The sequence below is a fragment of the Ruegeria sp. BG5 genome, assembly GCF_056538425.1.
This window is the reverse complement of sequence record NZ_JBQFTC010000005.1, coordinates 150,685-165,302: the sequence shown is the minus strand read 5'-3', so window position 1 is coordinate 165,302 and position 14,618 is coordinate 150,685. Positions and strand designations below refer to the sequence as shown.

Below are 14,618 nucleotides of genomic sequence, written 5' to 3'. Positions count from 1 at the left end.
CTGACTCTAGTCGAAAGTCCCCGCAACGCGGCCCACCAGCATGAAGGCCCGTGCCGTTCTGGTGTCGCCAAGCGCGGTCAGTTCCGCATCGCTGGCATCAGGTTCAAACTCGACAATCATGTTGTCGAAGCGCCGCAGGAAGTGATGGGCGGCATCCCGAAAGATCGGGTCCTGTTTCATCCGCGCAGCGGTCAGCGCCAGCGAGGACCGGTCCCGGATCCCGCCCAGGGCCGCAACGGACCGCCCGCGCGCGCCTTGGGCAAATTGCCGCCAGATTTCGGGCCGCGCCATGTCGGGGCGCAGGTCGTCCATATAGATGCCCTCCTGGCTGAGCAGGGTCAGCACATCCTGCGAGGCTTGCACCAGTTGTGCGGTCTTGCGGTCTTTCAACGCCATTCGCAGGGCGTTGAACCCTTCGGTGTCTTTCTCGGTCTCGGGGAAATTCAGGGCGCGGATAAAGGTGTCGGTTGTCAGTGGCGGCGCGATATCTTCGGCGGTGGTGCCAAGCGCCAAAGATGTCTGATCGCCCGGAGCCAGCGTAGGCTGGCCGCCCGATGCAGGCTCTCGCCGTTTGGTCGAAAAGGTGGCCAGAGCATCCTCGGCTTTCTTCGTGGCAGCGGCGATTTCGTCCAGTTTCTTGGCAACCGCAGGCTCAACGGAACTGGCCGCCCGCTGCTGTTGCAGGACATAGGCTTGCCGGATCGCGTCAATCGCCGTCTGCAACCGCGCGCTTTCCTCGCGCATCACACGGCTGGCCCGCATCGCTGTGGCCGCAACCCAGATCATCGCCACCGGCATGAACACCGCAAGGAAGGTCACGATGAACCCGCTGCCTTGTGTCTGGTCGGGCAGCACCAGAAACAAAACTGATACCACCAGCCAGATGACGCTGAGCACACCTGCGGCGATTTCGATCGAGGTCACGCCTGTCCGCTCGGGGCGATCATAGATGCCCAGAGAGGTCGGCCGTTCGGTTTCCTGGTCAGGTTGGGTCCCCGACATATCAGACGCTCCGGTCAGGCGTATTCGATGCTCAGAACTTCGTAAGACCGCACACCACCGGGGGTGCGAACCTCGACACTATCGCCTTCGTCCTTGCCGATCAGGGCGCGGGCCATGGGCGATTTGATATTCAGCAGGCCGTTTTCGATATTGGCCTCATACTCTCCGACGATCTGCCAGGTCTTTTCTTCGTCGGTATCTTCATCGACCAGCGTGACTTTGGCGCCGAACTTGATCGCACCGGACAATTTGGCAGGGTCGATCACGTCGGCCAGCGACAGGATGCCTTCCAGTTCCTTGATGCGGCCTTCGATAAAGCCCTGCTTTTCGCGGGCCGAGTGGTATTCGGCGTTTTCCTTCAAATCACCCAGTTCCCGCGCCGAAGCGATGGCTTCGATGATCGCCGGACGCTCGACGGATTTGAGGTTTTTCAGCTCTGCTGCCAGCGCGGCATTGCCCGCAGGCGTCATTGGAATCTTTTCCATAGTCTTGTGGTCCACGCATAAATTGAGCCGCCCCGCCGCAGGGAAAGCGTCGGGGCGAATGATGGGTCGTTCAGTACCTGACCCAAATGGGGCGTGAATTGCAAGAGGCCAAGGGGCAGTCAGCGTTCGATTCGCGACTTAGCGCCGTTCAGGCGGGGACGGTTCGCGCCTGTGACGGTGATCCGGGGGCTTGTTGCGCCGCCAGCGGCGCGAAGGGGTGCAAAGACACAGCATATCAATCATATTGCACCACTTCGAACTCGATGCCGTTGTCATCGTCGAAATAGAACCGTCTGCCCGGTTCGTAATCGGCGTGGTTATGCGGTGTGAACCCGGCTTCGCGCACCTTGGCTTCGGTGGCGTCGATGTCTTCGACCAGAACGCCCACGTGATTGAGCCCGCCGACGATGTCATAGCTGCTTTCGCCCGCGGGTTTCGGGTTTCCGGGGGCATAAAGCGCCAGATAGGTGTGCTGGCTGCCGACATGCACCGTATAGCCGCCCGCAATGGCGGGGCCTTCCCAGCGGGTCTTCCAGCCAAAGACCTTTTGCATCCACGCAGCCGAAGCCTGCGGGTCGCGGACGGTGAAGTTGGTGTGTTCAAGCGTCGCCATCATGGTTTCTCCTTTGCGAATTTGTTGCTTGTCACGACTCAGCGTAATTTCTAAACCTAACTTTAGGTCAAGATATTTTTTGCGAGGGTTCTATGGCGGTTTCCGAAGGGCTGGCAATTGGCGCATTGGCCCGGCGCACGGGGCTGGCGGTGTCGGCCATCCGGTATTACGAGGCGCAGGGCCTGATCGCGCCCTGGCGAAATGCAGGCGGGCAGCGGCGCTATCAGCGGGCCGACATAAGACGGCTGAGCTTTGTGATGATTGCGCAGCAGTTCGGCCTGACCCTGCCGGAAATTCGCGAGGTTCTGTCCGGCCTGCCGGGCAACCGCACGCCCACGCCGCAGGACTGGAAGGACATCAGCATCACCCTGCGCGCCCGGCTGGATCAGCGAATCGATACTCTGATGCGGTTGCGCGACAATCTGGATGGGTGCATCGGCTGCGGCTGCCTCAGCCTGCCGAAATGCGCGCTTTACAATCCTGATGACCGGGCCAAGTCCCATGGTAGCGGTCCCAGATACCTGATGGGGGACGCTCCGGATACATAACTGCCGCATTGCAGCAATGTTACGCCGTGTTTTGATTGACCAAGGTCTTTCGGACCGGGTAATCACCCGTGAAACAAAATTGCGCAGACCACGCAGTGAAAGCGCCAATTCGGAAAGTTAGCTAAGGAGCCCGCGATGGCCGAGATTGAACGCGAAGCGATGGAATACGACGTAGTGATCGTGGGCGCTGGCCCTGCGGGTCTGTCTGCGGCCATCCGTCTGAAACAGCTTGATGCCGACCTGAACGTTGTTGTTCTGGAAAAGGGCTCGGAAGTGGGTGCGCATATCCTGTCGGGTGCGGTTCTTGACCCATGCGGGCTGGACGCGCTGATCCCGGACTGGAAGGAAAAAGGCGCGCCGCTGAACGTCCCGGTGCATGAAGATAACTTCTACATGCTGGGCGAAGCCGGTCAGATCCGCATCCCCAACTTCCCGATGCCGCCGCTGATGAACAACCACGGCAACTACATCGTATCGATGGGCAATGTCTGCCGCTGGATGGCTGAGCAGGCCGAGGAACTGGGCGTGGAAATCTTCCCCGGCATGGCCTGTTCCGAGCTGGTCTATGGCGACAATGGCGAAGTCAAAGGCGTGGTCGCCGGTGTCTTTGGTCTGGAAGCCGACGGCTCTTATGGCCCGAACACCGAGCCGGGCATGGAACTGCACGGCAAATATGTCTTCCTGTCGGAAGGTGTGCGCGGTTCGCTGTCCAAGGAAGTCATCGCCAAATACGACCTGCAGGCCGGTAAGGAAGTGCAAAAATACGGCGTCGGCATGAAAGAGATCTGGGAGATCGACCCGGCCAAGCACAAGGAAGGCAGCGTCACCCACACCATGGGCTGGCCTTTGGGCAGCAACGCAGGTGGCGGATCGTTCATCTATCATCTTGAAAACAATCAGGTCTATGTCGGTTTCGTGGTTCACCTGAACTACAAGAACCCGCACCTGTACCCGTATATGGAATTCCAGCGCTTCAAGCATCACCCGATGGTGGCCGAGCTGCTGAAAGGCGGCAAGCGCGTCGCTTACGGTGCCCGTGCGATCACCGAAGGTGGTTATCAGTCGATGCCCAAACTGGTCGCGCCGGGCGTGGCGCTGCTGGGCTGTTCGGCGGGCATGGTCAACGTGCCGCGCATCAAGGGCAACCACAACGCCATGCTGTCCGGCAAAGCCGCTGCCGAGGCTGCGTTCGACGCCATCAAGGCCGACCGTTCGGGGGATGAGCTGACCGCATATGAGACCGACGTGCGCGATGGTGCTATTGGCAGCGACCTGAAAAAGGTGCGCAACGTCAAGCCGATGTGGTCGAAATGGGGTCTGACCGCCTCGCTAATGCTGGGTGGTCTGGATATGTGGACCAACACGCTGGGCTTTTCGCTGTTCGGCACGCTGGGCCACGGCAAGAACGACGCGGACTCGACCGAGGATGCCAGCAAGCACAAGCCCATCGACTATCCCAAACCCGATGGCACGCTGTCCTTTGACCGCCTGACCAACGTGTCCTTTGCGGCCACCAACCACGAGGAAGCCCAGCCTTGCCACCTGCGCCTGGCCGACCCTGAGATTCCGGTCAAGGTCAACCTGCCCAAGTTCGACGAACCGGCGCAGCGCTACTGCCCCGCGGGCGTGTACGAGATGGTCGAGGATGAAAACGGTCCGCGATTCGTCATCAACTTCCAGAACTGCGTCCATTGCAAAACCTGCGACATCAAGGATCCCAGCCAGAACATCACCTGGACCACGCCGCAGGGTGGGGATGGCCCGAACTATCCCAACATGTAAGCAAAAACACGGGCACTGGCAGGGTCGTGAAGGCTCTGCCATTGCCTCTTGCTGGCCAAGGCCCTAGCTTATCGCCCAGTCAATGACAGCAAGGCAGGCTTTTGGTGATTTCCATTGTTCGTCGCACGGTATTGGCCGTGTTGCTCTCTTCTTCCGTTGCGGTTCCAGTGTCTGCGGATACAGGCGCAGGCTCTTATCTGGCCGGGCGTCAGGCGATCTATGAAAGCGATTATGCGGCGGCCGAGAAATACTATGCTCAGGCACTGAAATTCGACCCCCAGAACGCGCTGCTTCTGGAAAGCGTTGTCGTCGCACGGCTTGCGCTGGGTGAGATCGAGCGCGCCCTGCCCGTTGCGCAGTCAATTGAAGAGGCGAACCTGCCCAGTCAGGCTGCGCGGATGGTGGTCGCCGCCAACCTGATCGCCGATGATAACCTGGCCGAACTGTTGGCCCGCGATCCTGAAACTCAGGGTGTTGGGCCATTGGTCGATGGTTTGATGATGTCCTGGGCCTATCTGGGTCAGGGTGAGATGACCAAAGCGATGGAGCAGTTCGATACAGTCTCGACCCAAAACGGATTGCGCGAGTTTGCGTTTTACCACAAAGCCATGGCGCTGGCCTCAATCGGGGATTTCGAAGGCGCCGAGGCGATATTTGCGGAAAATGACGGGGCTATTGCGCAGTTTTCCCGTCGTGCTGCGATGGCGCGGGTCGAGGTCTTGTCACAACTGGACCGCAACGCCGACGCATTGGCGTTTCTGGATGACGTCTTTGCGGCGGGCAGCGATCCGTCCATCGAGGACTACATCAGCCGTCTCACAGCCGGTGAAACCTTGCCCTTCACCCATGTGCGATCGGCGCGTGATGGGATGGCCGAGGTGTTTTTCTCGGTCGGCGCGGCACTGAACGCCGAGGCCTCGCCCGATTACGTTTTGCTTTATGCGCGCTTGGCCAGCTTCCTGCGCCCGGATCATGTGGATGCTATTCTGCTGAGCGCCGAGTTGCTGGACGAGCTGAACCAATACGATCTGGCGGTGGATGCTTATCGTCAGGTGCCCGCAGAAAGCAATGACCATCACGCCGCTGAACTGGGTCGGGCCGAGGTTCTGGGCCGGTCGGGTAAAACGGATGCCGCCATCGAAGTGCTGCAGAATCTGGCCGCGCAAAAGCCAGACCTGCCGGGCGTTCATGTCGCGCTGGCGGATATTCAGCGCCGGGAAGAGAATTACGCGGCGGCGGTGGCCTCTTACGACACAGCCATTGACCTGACCGAGACGGAATCCAGCGGCAACTGGTTTCTGCATTACGCTCGCGGGATCTCGCACGAGCGTCTCAAGCGATGGGATCAGGCCGAGGCCGATTTCCGGCGCGCGTTGGAATTGAACCCCGATCAGCCGCAAGTGTTGAACTATCTCGGCTACTCGCTGGTCGAACGGCGCGAAAAGCTGGACGAGGCGCTGGACATGATCGAACGCGCCGTGGCTGCGCGCCCGGACAGCGGCTATATCGTCGACAGTCTGGGTTGGGTCCTGTTCCGTCTTGGCCGCTATGACGAAGCGGTCGAGCATATGGAGCGTGCCGTTGAACTGATGCCGGTCGATCCGGTGGTCAATGACCATCTGGGCGATGTCTACTGGGCCGTTGGCCGCGCCCGCGAGGCCGAGTTTCAGTGGAAACGGGCGCTGTCGTTCATCGACGCCGAAGATACCGACAGCGAGGCCGATCCCGAACGCATCCGCCGCAAGCTTGAGGTTGGGCTGGATGTGGTTCTGGCCGAGGAAGGCGCTGATCCATTGAAGGTCGCCAATGGCAACTGAGGCCTTCGCGCCCGCCAAAATCAATCTGACCCTGCATGTCACCGGCCAGCGCGCGGATGGCTATCATCTGCTCGATTCCCTTGTGGCTTTCGCGGATGTGGGGGATCAGTTGGAATTTGCGCCGGGGCCTGACCTGTCGATCTCGGTTGCCGGAGAGCACGCAACAGGCGTTCCCATCGACAATCGCAACCTGATCTGGAAAGCGGCCGAGGCTGTGGGGTGGACGGGCCATGTTTCGTTGAACAAGGTCCTGCCGCATGGCGGCGGGATCGGCGGTGGCTCATCTGACGCCGCGGCCATGCTGCGCCATGCGGCGGGTCAGGGCATCGAAATCCCTGCAGAGCTGCCGGTTGCGCTTGGTGCAGATATTCCGGTTTGCATGGTTGCCAAAGCGTCGCGGCTGCGTGGTATTGGCGAGCAGGTTGCGCCGATGGCCCTGCCTGTGTTGCCGGCACTGCTGGTGAATCCCGGCGTTGAAGTCCCTACGGGGTCTGTTTTCAAGGCCATGGAAACCCGCGTCAATCCGGGGATGCCGGATGATATTCCCGCGTTTGGCGACATTGGGGCGTGCGCCGATTGGTTGTCCGCCCAGCGAAACGATCTGCAAGGTCCCGCTGTGGCCATTGCCCCGCAAATCGGGCGGGTGCTGGAGGAACTGGCCGCTACTCGGGATGTTTTGCTGAACCGAATGTCCGGCTCCGGCTCGACCTGTTTTGCGCTCTATCCGTCGATGAAGGCGGCCCATTTCGCGGCCTATGAGATCGGCGCGGCCCATCCCGATTGGTGGTGCCGCGCGACCCGGCTTAGTTGAGCCGCGACACCACGTAATCGGCCAGATCACGCAGCAGGGTCCGAACCTCGTGATCCGGCAGCGATTCCAGCGAAGCCTTGGCCTTGTTGGCCCATCCCAACGCGTCCTGCCGGGTGGCCTCCAGCGTCTGGTACTTGTCCATCAGGCCAAGCGCGTGGTCCAGATCGCCGTCTTGCTGTCGACCCTTTTCAATGGTGCGCTCCCAGAAAGCGCGCTCATCCGCCGTGGCTTGCGCGACTGCCTTGATTACCGGCAGGGTCAGCTTCCGCTCGCGGAAATCGTCGCCGATATTCTTGCCGGTTGTTTTGCTGTCGCCCTGATAATCCAGCAGATCGTCGGCAATCTGGAAGGCGATGCCCAGCGCATCGCCATAGTCGAACAAGGCCTGCACCTGCGGGTCCGAGGCCCCGGCGATGACGCCACCTACCTCGGTCGCGGCTGAAAACAGCGCCGCTGTCTTGCCGCGCACGACCTGCAGGTAAACACCCTCATCGGTGCCCAGATCGGTGGCGGCGGTCATTTGCAGTACTTCACCTTCGGCAATCGTGGCCGAAGCGTTGGCCAGAATGTCCAGAACGCGCAGCGATCCGGTTTCGACCATCAACTGAAAGCTGCGAGAGAACAGATAATCGCCCACCAAAACGCTGGACTTATTATCCCAAAGCAGGTTGGCCGTGGGCCGCCCGCGTCGCTGGGCGCTTTCGTCGACCACATCGTCATGCAACAGGGTCGCGGTGTGAATGAACTCGACCGTCGCGGCCAAACGCACATGATGCTCGCCCGTGTACCCAAACAACCGCGCTGCCGCCAATGTCAGCATCGGGCGCAGACGTTTGCCGCCCGCTTCGACCAGATGCGCGGTGACCTCGGGGATGCGGGGCGCGTGCTCTGATGCCATCCGCGTCTGGATCAGCGTATTCACCGCCTCCATCTCAGCGCTCAGAATTTCGGCGAGCCGCTCATGCGGTTTCGAGATTGTGCTGATGTCCATCACACTCCTGATACAAGGCTCGACTTCTGTCCTGCCTTGCCCTTACATCCATCCCCATGAAAGAACTATTGCGCAGCACCGATCCGACAATCCTGGCCTTTGCATCCGCTCTTCTTGAAGGCGAGGATATAGACTGCTTTCAGATGGACGTAAATATGAGCATCCTCGAAGGCGGCATTGGAATCTTCCCCCGCCGCCTGATGGTGCGGGCCGATGACCTGACCCGCGCCGAACGGGTGATGCGCGACAATGAGATCCCGCTGGGGCGATGACAGGTTTCGCCGACCATGAACTAAGCCGGAACGATTTTCTGGGCGGTCGGGTGCGCCTTTGGCAGCCGACAAAAGGCTATCGCGCCGGTGTAGACCCTGTTTTGCTGGCCGCTTCGGTGCCTGCAACCAGTGGCCAATCGGTGTTGGAGCTTGGATGCGGGGCAGGGGCTGCGATCCTGTGTCTGGCCGCGCGGGTGCCTGGTTTGCAGATGTGCGGGGTCGAACTGCAACCGGCCTATGCGGATTTGGCCCGCCGTAATGCCGCCGATAACAATATCGTGCTGGATGTGATGACATCCGATCTGTCCGCACTTCCGGTGGATTTGAAACAACGCCATTTCGACCATGTGATCGCGAATCCACCCTATTACCGCGCCGGTGCCCATAGCCCGGCCACAGATACCGGGCGCAGCGTGGCCTTGGGCGAGGAAACGCCCCTGGCTGATTGGATCGACGTGGCAGCCAGACGGCTGGCTCCGCGTGGCTATCTGCACATGGTCCAAAAGGCCGACCGCCTGCCGGACATGCTGATGGCCTGTCAGGATCAGCTTGGGTCGGTCGAGGTGCTGCCGCTTGCGGCACGCGCGGGCCGCGAGGCTGAGTTGGTGATTTTGCGCGCCCGCAAAGGCGGCCGGGCCGCGTTTCGCCTGCATGCGCCGTTGATCTTGCATATGGGCGCGCGGCACGAAAAGGACGGGGAAAGCTACACCCCGGATGTTTCCGCGGCCCTTCGGGACGGGGCTGCGTTGGGTCCGTTTCACAGCCTTAGGCAATGACCAGCCGAGTTTGTCGGATTTATTACAGAATCTGTGCGTCTGCAGCGTGACAGGGTGGAAACGATGTGCTCAACTTCTTACGTGACATATACACTCGCAACCAAGGAGGATCGCCATGAGCGTGAGCGCACATCTGACGGAACTGAAGAAGAAGCACGAATCTCTCGGTCTCGAAGTGGAACAAGCCCAACGCTCGCCAGGCATCGATGATCTCCATATCGCCCAGCTCAAGAAGCAAAAACTAAAGCTCAAGGAAGAGATCGAGCGCCTGTCAACTTAACCTTTCAGGCTGGCGCGTGCCGCAATCAACGCACCGCCGGTGATCAGTAAAGCCGCGATCGCCAATGTCCATGTCGGCATGGCGATCCCGGCAAGTACCAAAACCATGGTGGACAACAAGGGCGCCGCGTATGAGCTGGTTCCCAGCATTTGTATGTCACCCTGTTTGACCCCGATATCCCACACGTAAAACGCCAGCCCCACCGGCCCCAGACCAAGGGCCAGGGTTGATGCCCAGCCAAGCGTCGTACCCGGCCAGACGGTTGTTTCCAGCGCAAAGTGCAGCGCCCATGACGCGATCGCCGTCAGCACGCAGAAGACCGCAACCGAGCTTGTCGGCGTTTCACCCAGTCTGCGGGACAGAACCGAATAACCCGACCAAGTCAGCGCGCAGAGGAAGGCCAGCGCGTATCCGGGCAGGTGGTCGACCTGAAAACCCGCGCTGCCGCCACCGGTGATGATCAGCGCGGCCCCGGCAAAGCCCAGACAGGCCCCGATCAGATGGCCGGCGCGCAAATGCTCGCCGGGAAGCAGCCCCGAGAACAGAACGATCAGCAAGGGCCAGAGATAGGCGATCAGCCCCGCCTCGGCCGCAGGGGCCATGCGCAGGGCCGAGAAATACAGCGCGTGATAGCCGAACAGGCCCACTGTGCCGAAAGCGTAGATCTTCCAACTGATGCTGCGCAATTTGGAAAAGCCGCCTGACCGCCATATCCATATCAACCCCAGGGACCCGCCGATGCTGAAGCATATGGCGTTCAGCAACAAAGGCGGCGTTGGGGCCGAGCCAACCGTGAACAGCGCCAGAAGGGCCCAAAGCAGGACGGCGATAAATCCGATGGCAGTGGCGCGATTTCTGGTCATTTCGGGGATACGTCTTCTACAGGAATGATCGTGAATTCATCCGAGATATGGGCGGTCTTTTCAATCTCGGCCGCGAACCAATCGCGGAATGCAGCGATCTGTGGCCGGTTTTCCGCACCGGGCAGGCACAGAAACCGGAACCGCCCCTTGGTTTCAATGGCGGTTTTGAACGGCGCGACCAGCCGGCCTTCGGTCATGTCCTTGATGATCATCGCGCGCCGACCCAAGGCAACACCGACCCCCGCCACCGCCGCATCAATCGCGTGATCCGCGTTCGAGAAATGCGCGCCATGGGTCGGCGTGAAATCAACACCAACCGCCCGAAACCAGGTGGGCCAGTCGGCGGGCGGCTTGAGAAACGCGATTGAATCGTCATGGATCAGCGGCGCATCGCGCAGGCTTTCAGGCGTCGTGAATTGCTCGGCCAGCTCCGGCGTCATGACCGGGGTCAGCCATTCCTTGCGCACGGGCAGGCAATACAAGCCGTCATCCTGGCCATAGCCAAAGCGGATTGCGACATCCACATCGTCCCGCTCAAGATCCATATTGCGCAAGGTGGCCGAGAATCTCAGGTCGATCTCCGGATGGGCGCGGGCAAAGTCATAAAGGCGTGGGGCCAGCCATTTCGCCGTCAGGGCAGGCCCAGCCGTGACCGTAAGCGTGGTGTTGTCCTGCAATCTGCGCGTCGCGGCCCATGCGGATTTGAGCGCGGCAAAGCCTTCGGCCGCGCCGGGGGCCAGCGCTTTGCCAGCTTCGGTCAGTTCCACCGCGCGGTTCAGACGTTTGAACAGGGGGTGGCCCAGATGCTCCTCCAGCGATTTGATCTGGAAGGACAGCGCGGCGGGGGTCACGTTCAACTCATCCGCTGCCTTGGCAAAAGACATATGGCGCGCGGCGGCGTCAAAGGCCCGCAAGGCGGTAAGAGGGGGAAGCCTGTCGCTCATGTCGCTTAAGAATTTCTTGTCCGAACCGTCGAAAACTCTCGTTTGTACGTTTTGAAATCAAACGCCATGTTGAAGGCAAGTCAAGTTCAGCTTTAGCCAAGGGGATATGCCATGATCGAGATGACGACAAACCCGTCTGTTCAGGATGCGATCCGTCGCGCGCATGAAGAACGCAGCAAGATGGTCCATCAGGCCTGGGGTTGGCTATTCGGTTCCCGCTGACCGCAGCGCGCGCGGGCTTACGGGATTAAGAAGGGCCGGCCCAAAAGGACCGGCCCGATTTTGTTGCACTGCTTCGGGTTTAGACGAAGAACTGCGCGCCGTTGGCCGAGATGGTCGAGCCGTTGATGAACTGCGACTCGTCCGAGGCCAGGAAGGCCACGCAACGGGCAATCTCTTCCGGCTCGCCCAGACGGCCAGCAGGGATCTGGCTGATGATCGATTCACGCACTTTTTCCGGCACCGCCATCACCATTTCGGTTGCGATATAACCGGGGCAGATCGCGTTGGCGGTGATGCCCGCGCGTGCACCTTCCTGCGCCAGCGATTTCACAATGCCCAGATCACCCGCTTTGGTCGCGGCATAGTTCACCTGCGCGAACTGGCCCTTCTGACCGTTGATCGAGCTGATGACGATCACGCGGCCAAACTTGCGCTCGCGCATGCCGGGCCAGACGGGGTGAACGGTGTTGAACACGCCGGTCAGGTTGGTGTCGATGACCTGGTGCCACTGCTCGGGCGTCATCTTGTGGAACGGTGCGTCCTTGGTGATACCTGCGTTGGCCACAACGATGTCGATCGGGCCAACCTCGGCCTCGACCTTTTCGATGCCTGCTTTGGACTCGTCATAGTCGGCGACGTTCCATTTATAGGTGGCGATGCCGGTTTCTTCGGTGAACTTTGCGGCGGCTTCATCGTTTCCTGCATAGGTGGCCGCAACATTGTACCCTTCGGCCTTGAGCGCCTTGGAAATTGCTGCGCCAATGCCGCGAGAGCCACCGGTTACGAGTGCTGTACGTGCCATTTAGGAATCCTCCAAATTTAGTCGTCTTGGTAATTCTGTTACTCTGAGGGAGATTGGTGCGCAATATCGTTTCGTGATCGTTTTCGACTTTCTGTTTGGCGATATTGTCGCATCTAACGGATATGCTTCGATTGTAACAAAAAAGGGCGCTGGTAGAGCGCCCTTTTCTATTTGGGTGTCAACGCACTTAGTCGCGCTCCACGCACAGGGCGACGCCCATGCCGCCGCCGATGCACAGGGTCGCCAGACCCTTTTTTGCGTCGCGGCGTTTCATTTCGAACAGCAGCGTGTTCAGGACACGGCAGCCGGATGCGCCGATCGGGTGGCCGATGGCAATCGCGCCGCCGTTGACGTTCACGATGGACGGGTCCCAGCCCATGTCCTTGTTCACGGCGCAGGCCTGTGCGGCGAACGCTTCGTTCGCCTCGACCAGATCCAGGTCGTCAACCGACCAGCCCGCTTTTTCCAGCGCTTTGCGCGAGGCGTAGATCGGGCCGACGCCCATGATCGACGGGTCCAGACCAGCGGTCGCGTAGGACGCGATACGGGCCAGAGGCTCGATACCGCGCTTTTCGGCGTTTTCAGCCGACATCAGCAGGGTTGCTGCCGCACCATCGTTCAGACCAGATGCGTTTGCCGCCGTGACCGAGCCGTCCTTGGTGAAGGCCGGGCGCAGCTTTGCCATGGCTTCCATGGTTGCGCCGTGGCGGATGTACTCGTCCTTGTCCATCACAATATCGCCCTTGCGGGTCTTGATAGTGAAGGGCACGATTTCATCCGCGAACTTGCCCGCTTTCTGAGCCGCTTCGGCCTTGTTCTGCGAGGCAACGGCGAATTCGTCCTGCTGATCGCGGCTGATCTGCCATTTCTCGGCGACGTTTTCGGCGGTCTGGCCCATGTGGTAGCCGTTGAAGGCGTCCCACAGACCGTCGCGGATCATCGTGTCGATATATTTCATGTCACCCATCTTGTGACCGGCGCGCAGGGCGGCGGCGTGGGGCGACAGGGTCATGTTTTCCTGACCACCGGCAGCAACGATGTCGGCATCGCCCAGCTGAATGTGCTGAGCCCCCAGCGCAACCGCGCGCAGGCCCGAGCCACAGACCTGGTTAATGCCCCAAGCCGCGCTTTCCTGCGGCAGGCCGGCATTGATATGCGCCTGACGGGCGGGGTTCTGGCCCTGAGCGGCGGTCAGCACCTGACCCATGATGGTTTCGCTTACTTCGCCCTTCTGTACTCCGGCGCGTTCTACGACTGCTTCCAGGACGGCAGCGCCCAGATCATGTGCAGGGGTGTTCGCAAACGAACCGCTAAAGCTGCCGACGCCTGTGCGTGCGGCGGATGCGATTACTACGTTGGTCATATAATCAGTCCTTTACCGTCATGGTCCAAAGGGAAATCTGACGGCGCAGGTGGCAGAGAGGCTCTCTGACAGTACAAGAGCGCCCCAAGTTCCCCGCTCCAGCACCTTTTGCAATACCGCAATGCTGCAATTGCAGCAACGGACAGCTTGTCTCAGCGTTGGACAGGATTTGTTGTCGCAAGCGGGTTTTTGCCTAAGAGCCTGTTTTGGATTTCTTTTCCTGCTTCCACGGGGGCGAAACCGCGGGCGCGCCAAACAGAAAACCCTGCAGGCAATCGACGCCGCTGGCGGTCAGGAACGCGGCATCCGCCTGGTTTTCGACCGATTCGGCGGTCACCAGGATCTCGAATTCCCGCGCGACAGCGATCAAAGCGCGGACCAGCGCCTGATTGTCAGGCTGCTCGCTGATCCCCCGAATGAACTGCCCGTCGATCTTGGCCGCGTCGAACAGAAACTCGCGAAAATGGCGAAAGCTGAAATCGCTGGCACCGAAATCGTCCAGCGCAAAGGCGATGCCGCGTTCCTGCAGGCGGTCCATCAGGTCGATCACAAGCTCGGGCACCTGCATGGCGGATTGTTCGGAAATCTCAAGGATCAGCCGTTCCCCCAAACCCGCGTCGCGTTTCAGAAAGCGGTCCAGCACCCGGGTCCAGCGCGAGAACCCGATCGACCGGGCCGACATGTTGATGGACAACCGGATCGAGGGGTTTCGGGCAAGCGTACGCAGCCCCAGTTCCAGTGCGATGCAATCCAGTTCTCGGCCTAAAGGCGTGTTTTCCAATTGCGGCATGAACTCGCGCGCCGGGATCACCCGCCCGGTTTCGTCCAGAACCCGGATGAAGCCTTCGTAGAATGCGACAGCATATGGCGGGTCGGCCTGCACAACCGGCTGGAACGCCAGCTTGCATTGTTTGTGCTTCACCGCTTCGGTCGCCATTTTCACAACGGATCTGTCCCGCGCCGAGATGGCCGAGTTCAACGGGCTTTCCGATCCTTCGGGTATATCCGCACGTTTCTTGTCCCGCATGAGCGCCGGTTCCCTGAGTG

The 14,618-nt window shown here is 60.4% G+C and carries 16 protein-coding genes; 7 read left to right on the top strand and 9 right to left on the bottom strand.

Annotation, left to right across the window (positions count from 1 at the left end; all coding sequences use genetic code 11):
* Positions 1 to 6 precede the first annotated feature (6 nt).
* The 3 genes from ACR0KX_RS15700 to ACR0KX_RS15690 form a co-directional block, all read right to left on the bottom strand.
* Positions 7 to 1,002, bottom strand: coding sequence for a hypothetical protein (locus ACR0KX_RS15700; protein WP_170624064.1), 996 nt, complete (start codon positions 1,000 to 1,002; stop codon positions 7 to 9).
* 14 nt (positions 1,003 to 1,016) lie between these two features.
* A complete protein-coding gene (gene greA / locus ACR0KX_RS15695) occupies positions 1,017 to 1,487 on the bottom strand; it encodes a transcription elongation factor GreA (RefSeq protein WP_170453169.1) in 471 nt (156 codons plus the stop codon).
* Positions 1,488 to 1,722: 235 nt separating this feature from the next.
* Positions 1,723 to 2,103 carry a VOC family protein gene (locus ACR0KX_RS15690; protein WP_170522176.1) on the bottom strand — a complete coding sequence of 127 codons (381 nt, stop codon included), beginning with the start codon at positions 2,101 to 2,103 and terminating at the stop codon, positions 1,723 to 1,725.
* Between the two features lie 89 nt (positions 2,104 to 2,192).
* On the opposite strand from ACR0KX_RS15690, the gene soxR reads away from it, so the two are divergent.
* From soxR to ACR0KX_RS15670, 4 genes are all read left to right on the top strand, one after another.
* Entirely contained in the window at positions 2,193 to 2,648 is a 456-nt protein-coding gene (soxR, locus tag ACR0KX_RS15685; RefSeq protein WP_170453167.1) for a redox-sensitive transcriptional activator SoxR, read from the top strand.
* A 135-nt stretch (positions 2,649 to 2,783) separates the two neighbouring features.
* A complete protein-coding gene (locus tag ACR0KX_RS15680; protein WP_170522180.1) occupies positions 2,784 to 4,430 on the top strand; it encodes an electron transfer flavoprotein-ubiquinone oxidoreductase in 1,647 nt (548 codons plus the stop codon).
* Positions 4,431 to 4,531: 101 nt separating this feature from the next.
* Entirely contained in the window at positions 4,532 to 6,247 is a 1,716-nt protein-coding gene (locus ACR0KX_RS15675) for a tetratricopeptide repeat protein (RefSeq protein ID WP_480708570.1), read from the top strand.
* Positions 6,237 to 7,058 (top strand): 4-(cytidine 5'-diphospho)-2-C-methyl-D-erythritol kinase, encoded by an 822-nt coding sequence (locus ACR0KX_RS15670; protein WP_170624060.1) that lies wholly within the window; start codon positions 6,237 to 6,239, stop codon positions 7,056 to 7,058. The genes ACR0KX_RS15675 and ACR0KX_RS15670 overlap by 11 nt, the downstream gene beginning before the upstream one ends.
* On the opposite strand, the gene ACR0KX_RS15665 is transcribed toward ACR0KX_RS15670, so the two are convergent.
* Positions 7,051 to 8,049, bottom strand: coding sequence for a polyprenyl synthetase family protein (locus ACR0KX_RS15665; protein WP_170624058.1), 999 nt, complete (start codon positions 8,047 to 8,049; stop codon positions 7,051 to 7,053). The genes ACR0KX_RS15670 and ACR0KX_RS15665 overlap by 8 nt on opposite strands.
* A 56-nt stretch (positions 8,050 to 8,105) precedes the next feature.
* On the opposite strand from ACR0KX_RS15665, the gene ACR0KX_RS15660 reads away from it, so the two are divergent.
* The 3 genes from ACR0KX_RS15660 (at position 8,106) to ACR0KX_RS15650 (ending at position 9,377) form a co-directional block, all read left to right on the top strand.
* Positions 8,106 to 8,321, top strand: a complete 216-nt coding sequence (locus tag ACR0KX_RS15660) for a putative signal transducing protein (protein WP_037316655.1) — start codon at positions 8,106 to 8,108, stop codon at positions 8,319 to 8,321.
* A complete protein-coding gene (locus tag ACR0KX_RS15655) occupies positions 8,318 to 9,097 on the top strand; it encodes a methyltransferase (RefSeq protein ID WP_170624056.1) in 780 nt (259 codons plus the stop codon). Before ACR0KX_RS15660 ends, ACR0KX_RS15655 begins: the two co-directional genes overlap by 4 nt.
* 115 nt (positions 9,098 to 9,212) lie before the next feature.
* Positions 9,213 to 9,377: a DUF465 domain-containing protein gene (locus tag ACR0KX_RS15650; RefSeq protein WP_170453161.1), complete on the top strand. Its 165-nt coding sequence runs from the start codon at positions 9,213 to 9,215 to the stop codon at positions 9,375 to 9,377.
* Here the strand turns inward: ACR0KX_RS15650 and yddG are convergent.
* The 5 genes from yddG to ACR0KX_RS15625 all read right to left on the bottom strand — a co-directional run bounded on the left by yddG (position 9,374) and on the right by ACR0KX_RS15625 (position 14,598).
* Positions 9,374 to 10,240, bottom strand: a complete 867-nt coding sequence (yddG, locus tag ACR0KX_RS15645) for an aromatic amino acid exporter YddG (RefSeq protein ID WP_480708569.1) — start codon at positions 10,238 to 10,240, stop codon at positions 9,374 to 9,376. The two genes, ACR0KX_RS15650 and yddG, sit on opposite strands and share 4 nt — an antisense overlap.
* Entirely contained in the window at positions 10,237 to 11,184 is a 948-nt protein-coding gene (locus ACR0KX_RS15640; RefSeq protein WP_170453159.1) for a transcriptional regulator GcvA, read from the bottom strand. The genes yddG and ACR0KX_RS15640 overlap by 4 nt, the downstream gene beginning before the upstream one ends.
* A gap of 301 nt (positions 11,185 to 11,485) precedes the next feature.
* Entirely contained in the window at positions 11,486 to 12,208 is a 723-nt protein-coding gene (gene phbB / locus ACR0KX_RS15635) for an acetoacetyl-CoA reductase (RefSeq protein ID WP_170453158.1), read from the bottom strand.
* A gap of 187 nt (positions 12,209 to 12,395) precedes the next feature.
* On the bottom strand, positions 12,396 to 13,571 hold the full coding sequence (locus tag ACR0KX_RS15630; protein WP_170624050.1) for an acetyl-CoA C-acetyltransferase: 1,176 nt from the start codon (positions 13,569 to 13,571) through the stop codon (positions 12,396 to 12,398).
* 193 nt (positions 13,572 to 13,764) lie between these two features.
* Positions 13,765 to 14,598 (bottom strand): EAL domain-containing protein, encoded by an 834-nt coding sequence (locus ACR0KX_RS15625; protein WP_170522196.1) that lies wholly within the window; start codon positions 14,596 to 14,598, stop codon positions 13,765 to 13,767.
* Between the last annotated feature and the right edge of the window lie 20 nt (positions 14,599 to 14,618).

Coding starts and splice junctions, on each gene's coding strand:
- ACR0KX_RS15640 (WP_170453159.1), bottom strand. CDS start 11,184: ATGAGCGACAGGCTTCCCCCTCTTACCGCCTTGCGGGCCTTTGACGCC.
- ACR0KX_RS15700 (WP_170624064.1), bottom strand. CDS start 1,002: ATGTCGGGGACCCAACCTGACCAGGAAACCGAACGGCCGACCTCTCTG.
- soxR (WP_170453167.1), top strand. CDS start 2,193: ATGGCGGTTTCCGAAGGGCTGGCAATTGGCGCATTGGCCCGGCGCACG.
- ACR0KX_RS15660 (WP_037316655.1), top strand. CDS start 8,106: ATGAAAGAACTATTGCGCAGCACCGATCCGACAATCCTGGCCTTTGCA.
- ACR0KX_RS15680 (WP_170522180.1), top strand. CDS start 2,784: ATGGCCGAGATTGAACGCGAAGCGATGGAATACGACGTAGTGATCGTG.
- ACR0KX_RS15690 (WP_170522176.1), bottom strand. CDS start 2,103: ATGATGGCGACGCTTGAACACACCAACTTCACCGTCCGCGACCCGCAG.
- ACR0KX_RS15670 (WP_170624060.1), top strand. CDS start 6,237: ATGGCAACTGAGGCCTTCGCGCCCGCCAAAATCAATCTGACCCTGCAT.
- ACR0KX_RS15630 (WP_170624050.1), bottom strand. CDS start 13,571: ATGACCAACGTAGTAATCGCATCCGCCGCACGCACAGGCGTCGGCAGC.
- greA (WP_170453169.1), bottom strand. CDS start 1,487: ATGGAAAAGATTCCAATGACGCCTGCGGGCAATGCCGCGCTGGCAGCA.
- ACR0KX_RS15665 (WP_170624058.1), bottom strand. CDS start 8,049: ATGGACATCAGCACAATCTCGAAACCGCATGAGCGGCTCGCCGAAATT.
- ACR0KX_RS15625 (WP_170522196.1), bottom strand. CDS start 14,598: ATGCGGGACAAGAAACGTGCGGATATACCCGAAGGATCGGAAAGCCCG.
- yddG (WP_480708569.1), bottom strand. CDS start 10,240: ATGACCAGAAATCGCGCCACTGCCATCGGATTTATCGCCGTCCTGCTT.
- phbB (WP_170453158.1), bottom strand. CDS start 12,208: ATGGCACGTACAGCACTCGTAACCGGTGGCTCTCGCGGCATTGGCGCA.
- ACR0KX_RS15655 (WP_170624056.1), top strand. CDS start 8,318: ATGACAGGTTTCGCCGACCATGAACTAAGCCGGAACGATTTTCTGGGC.
- ACR0KX_RS15650 (WP_170453161.1), top strand. CDS start 9,213: ATGAGCGTGAGCGCACATCTGACGGAACTGAAGAAGAAGCACGAATCT.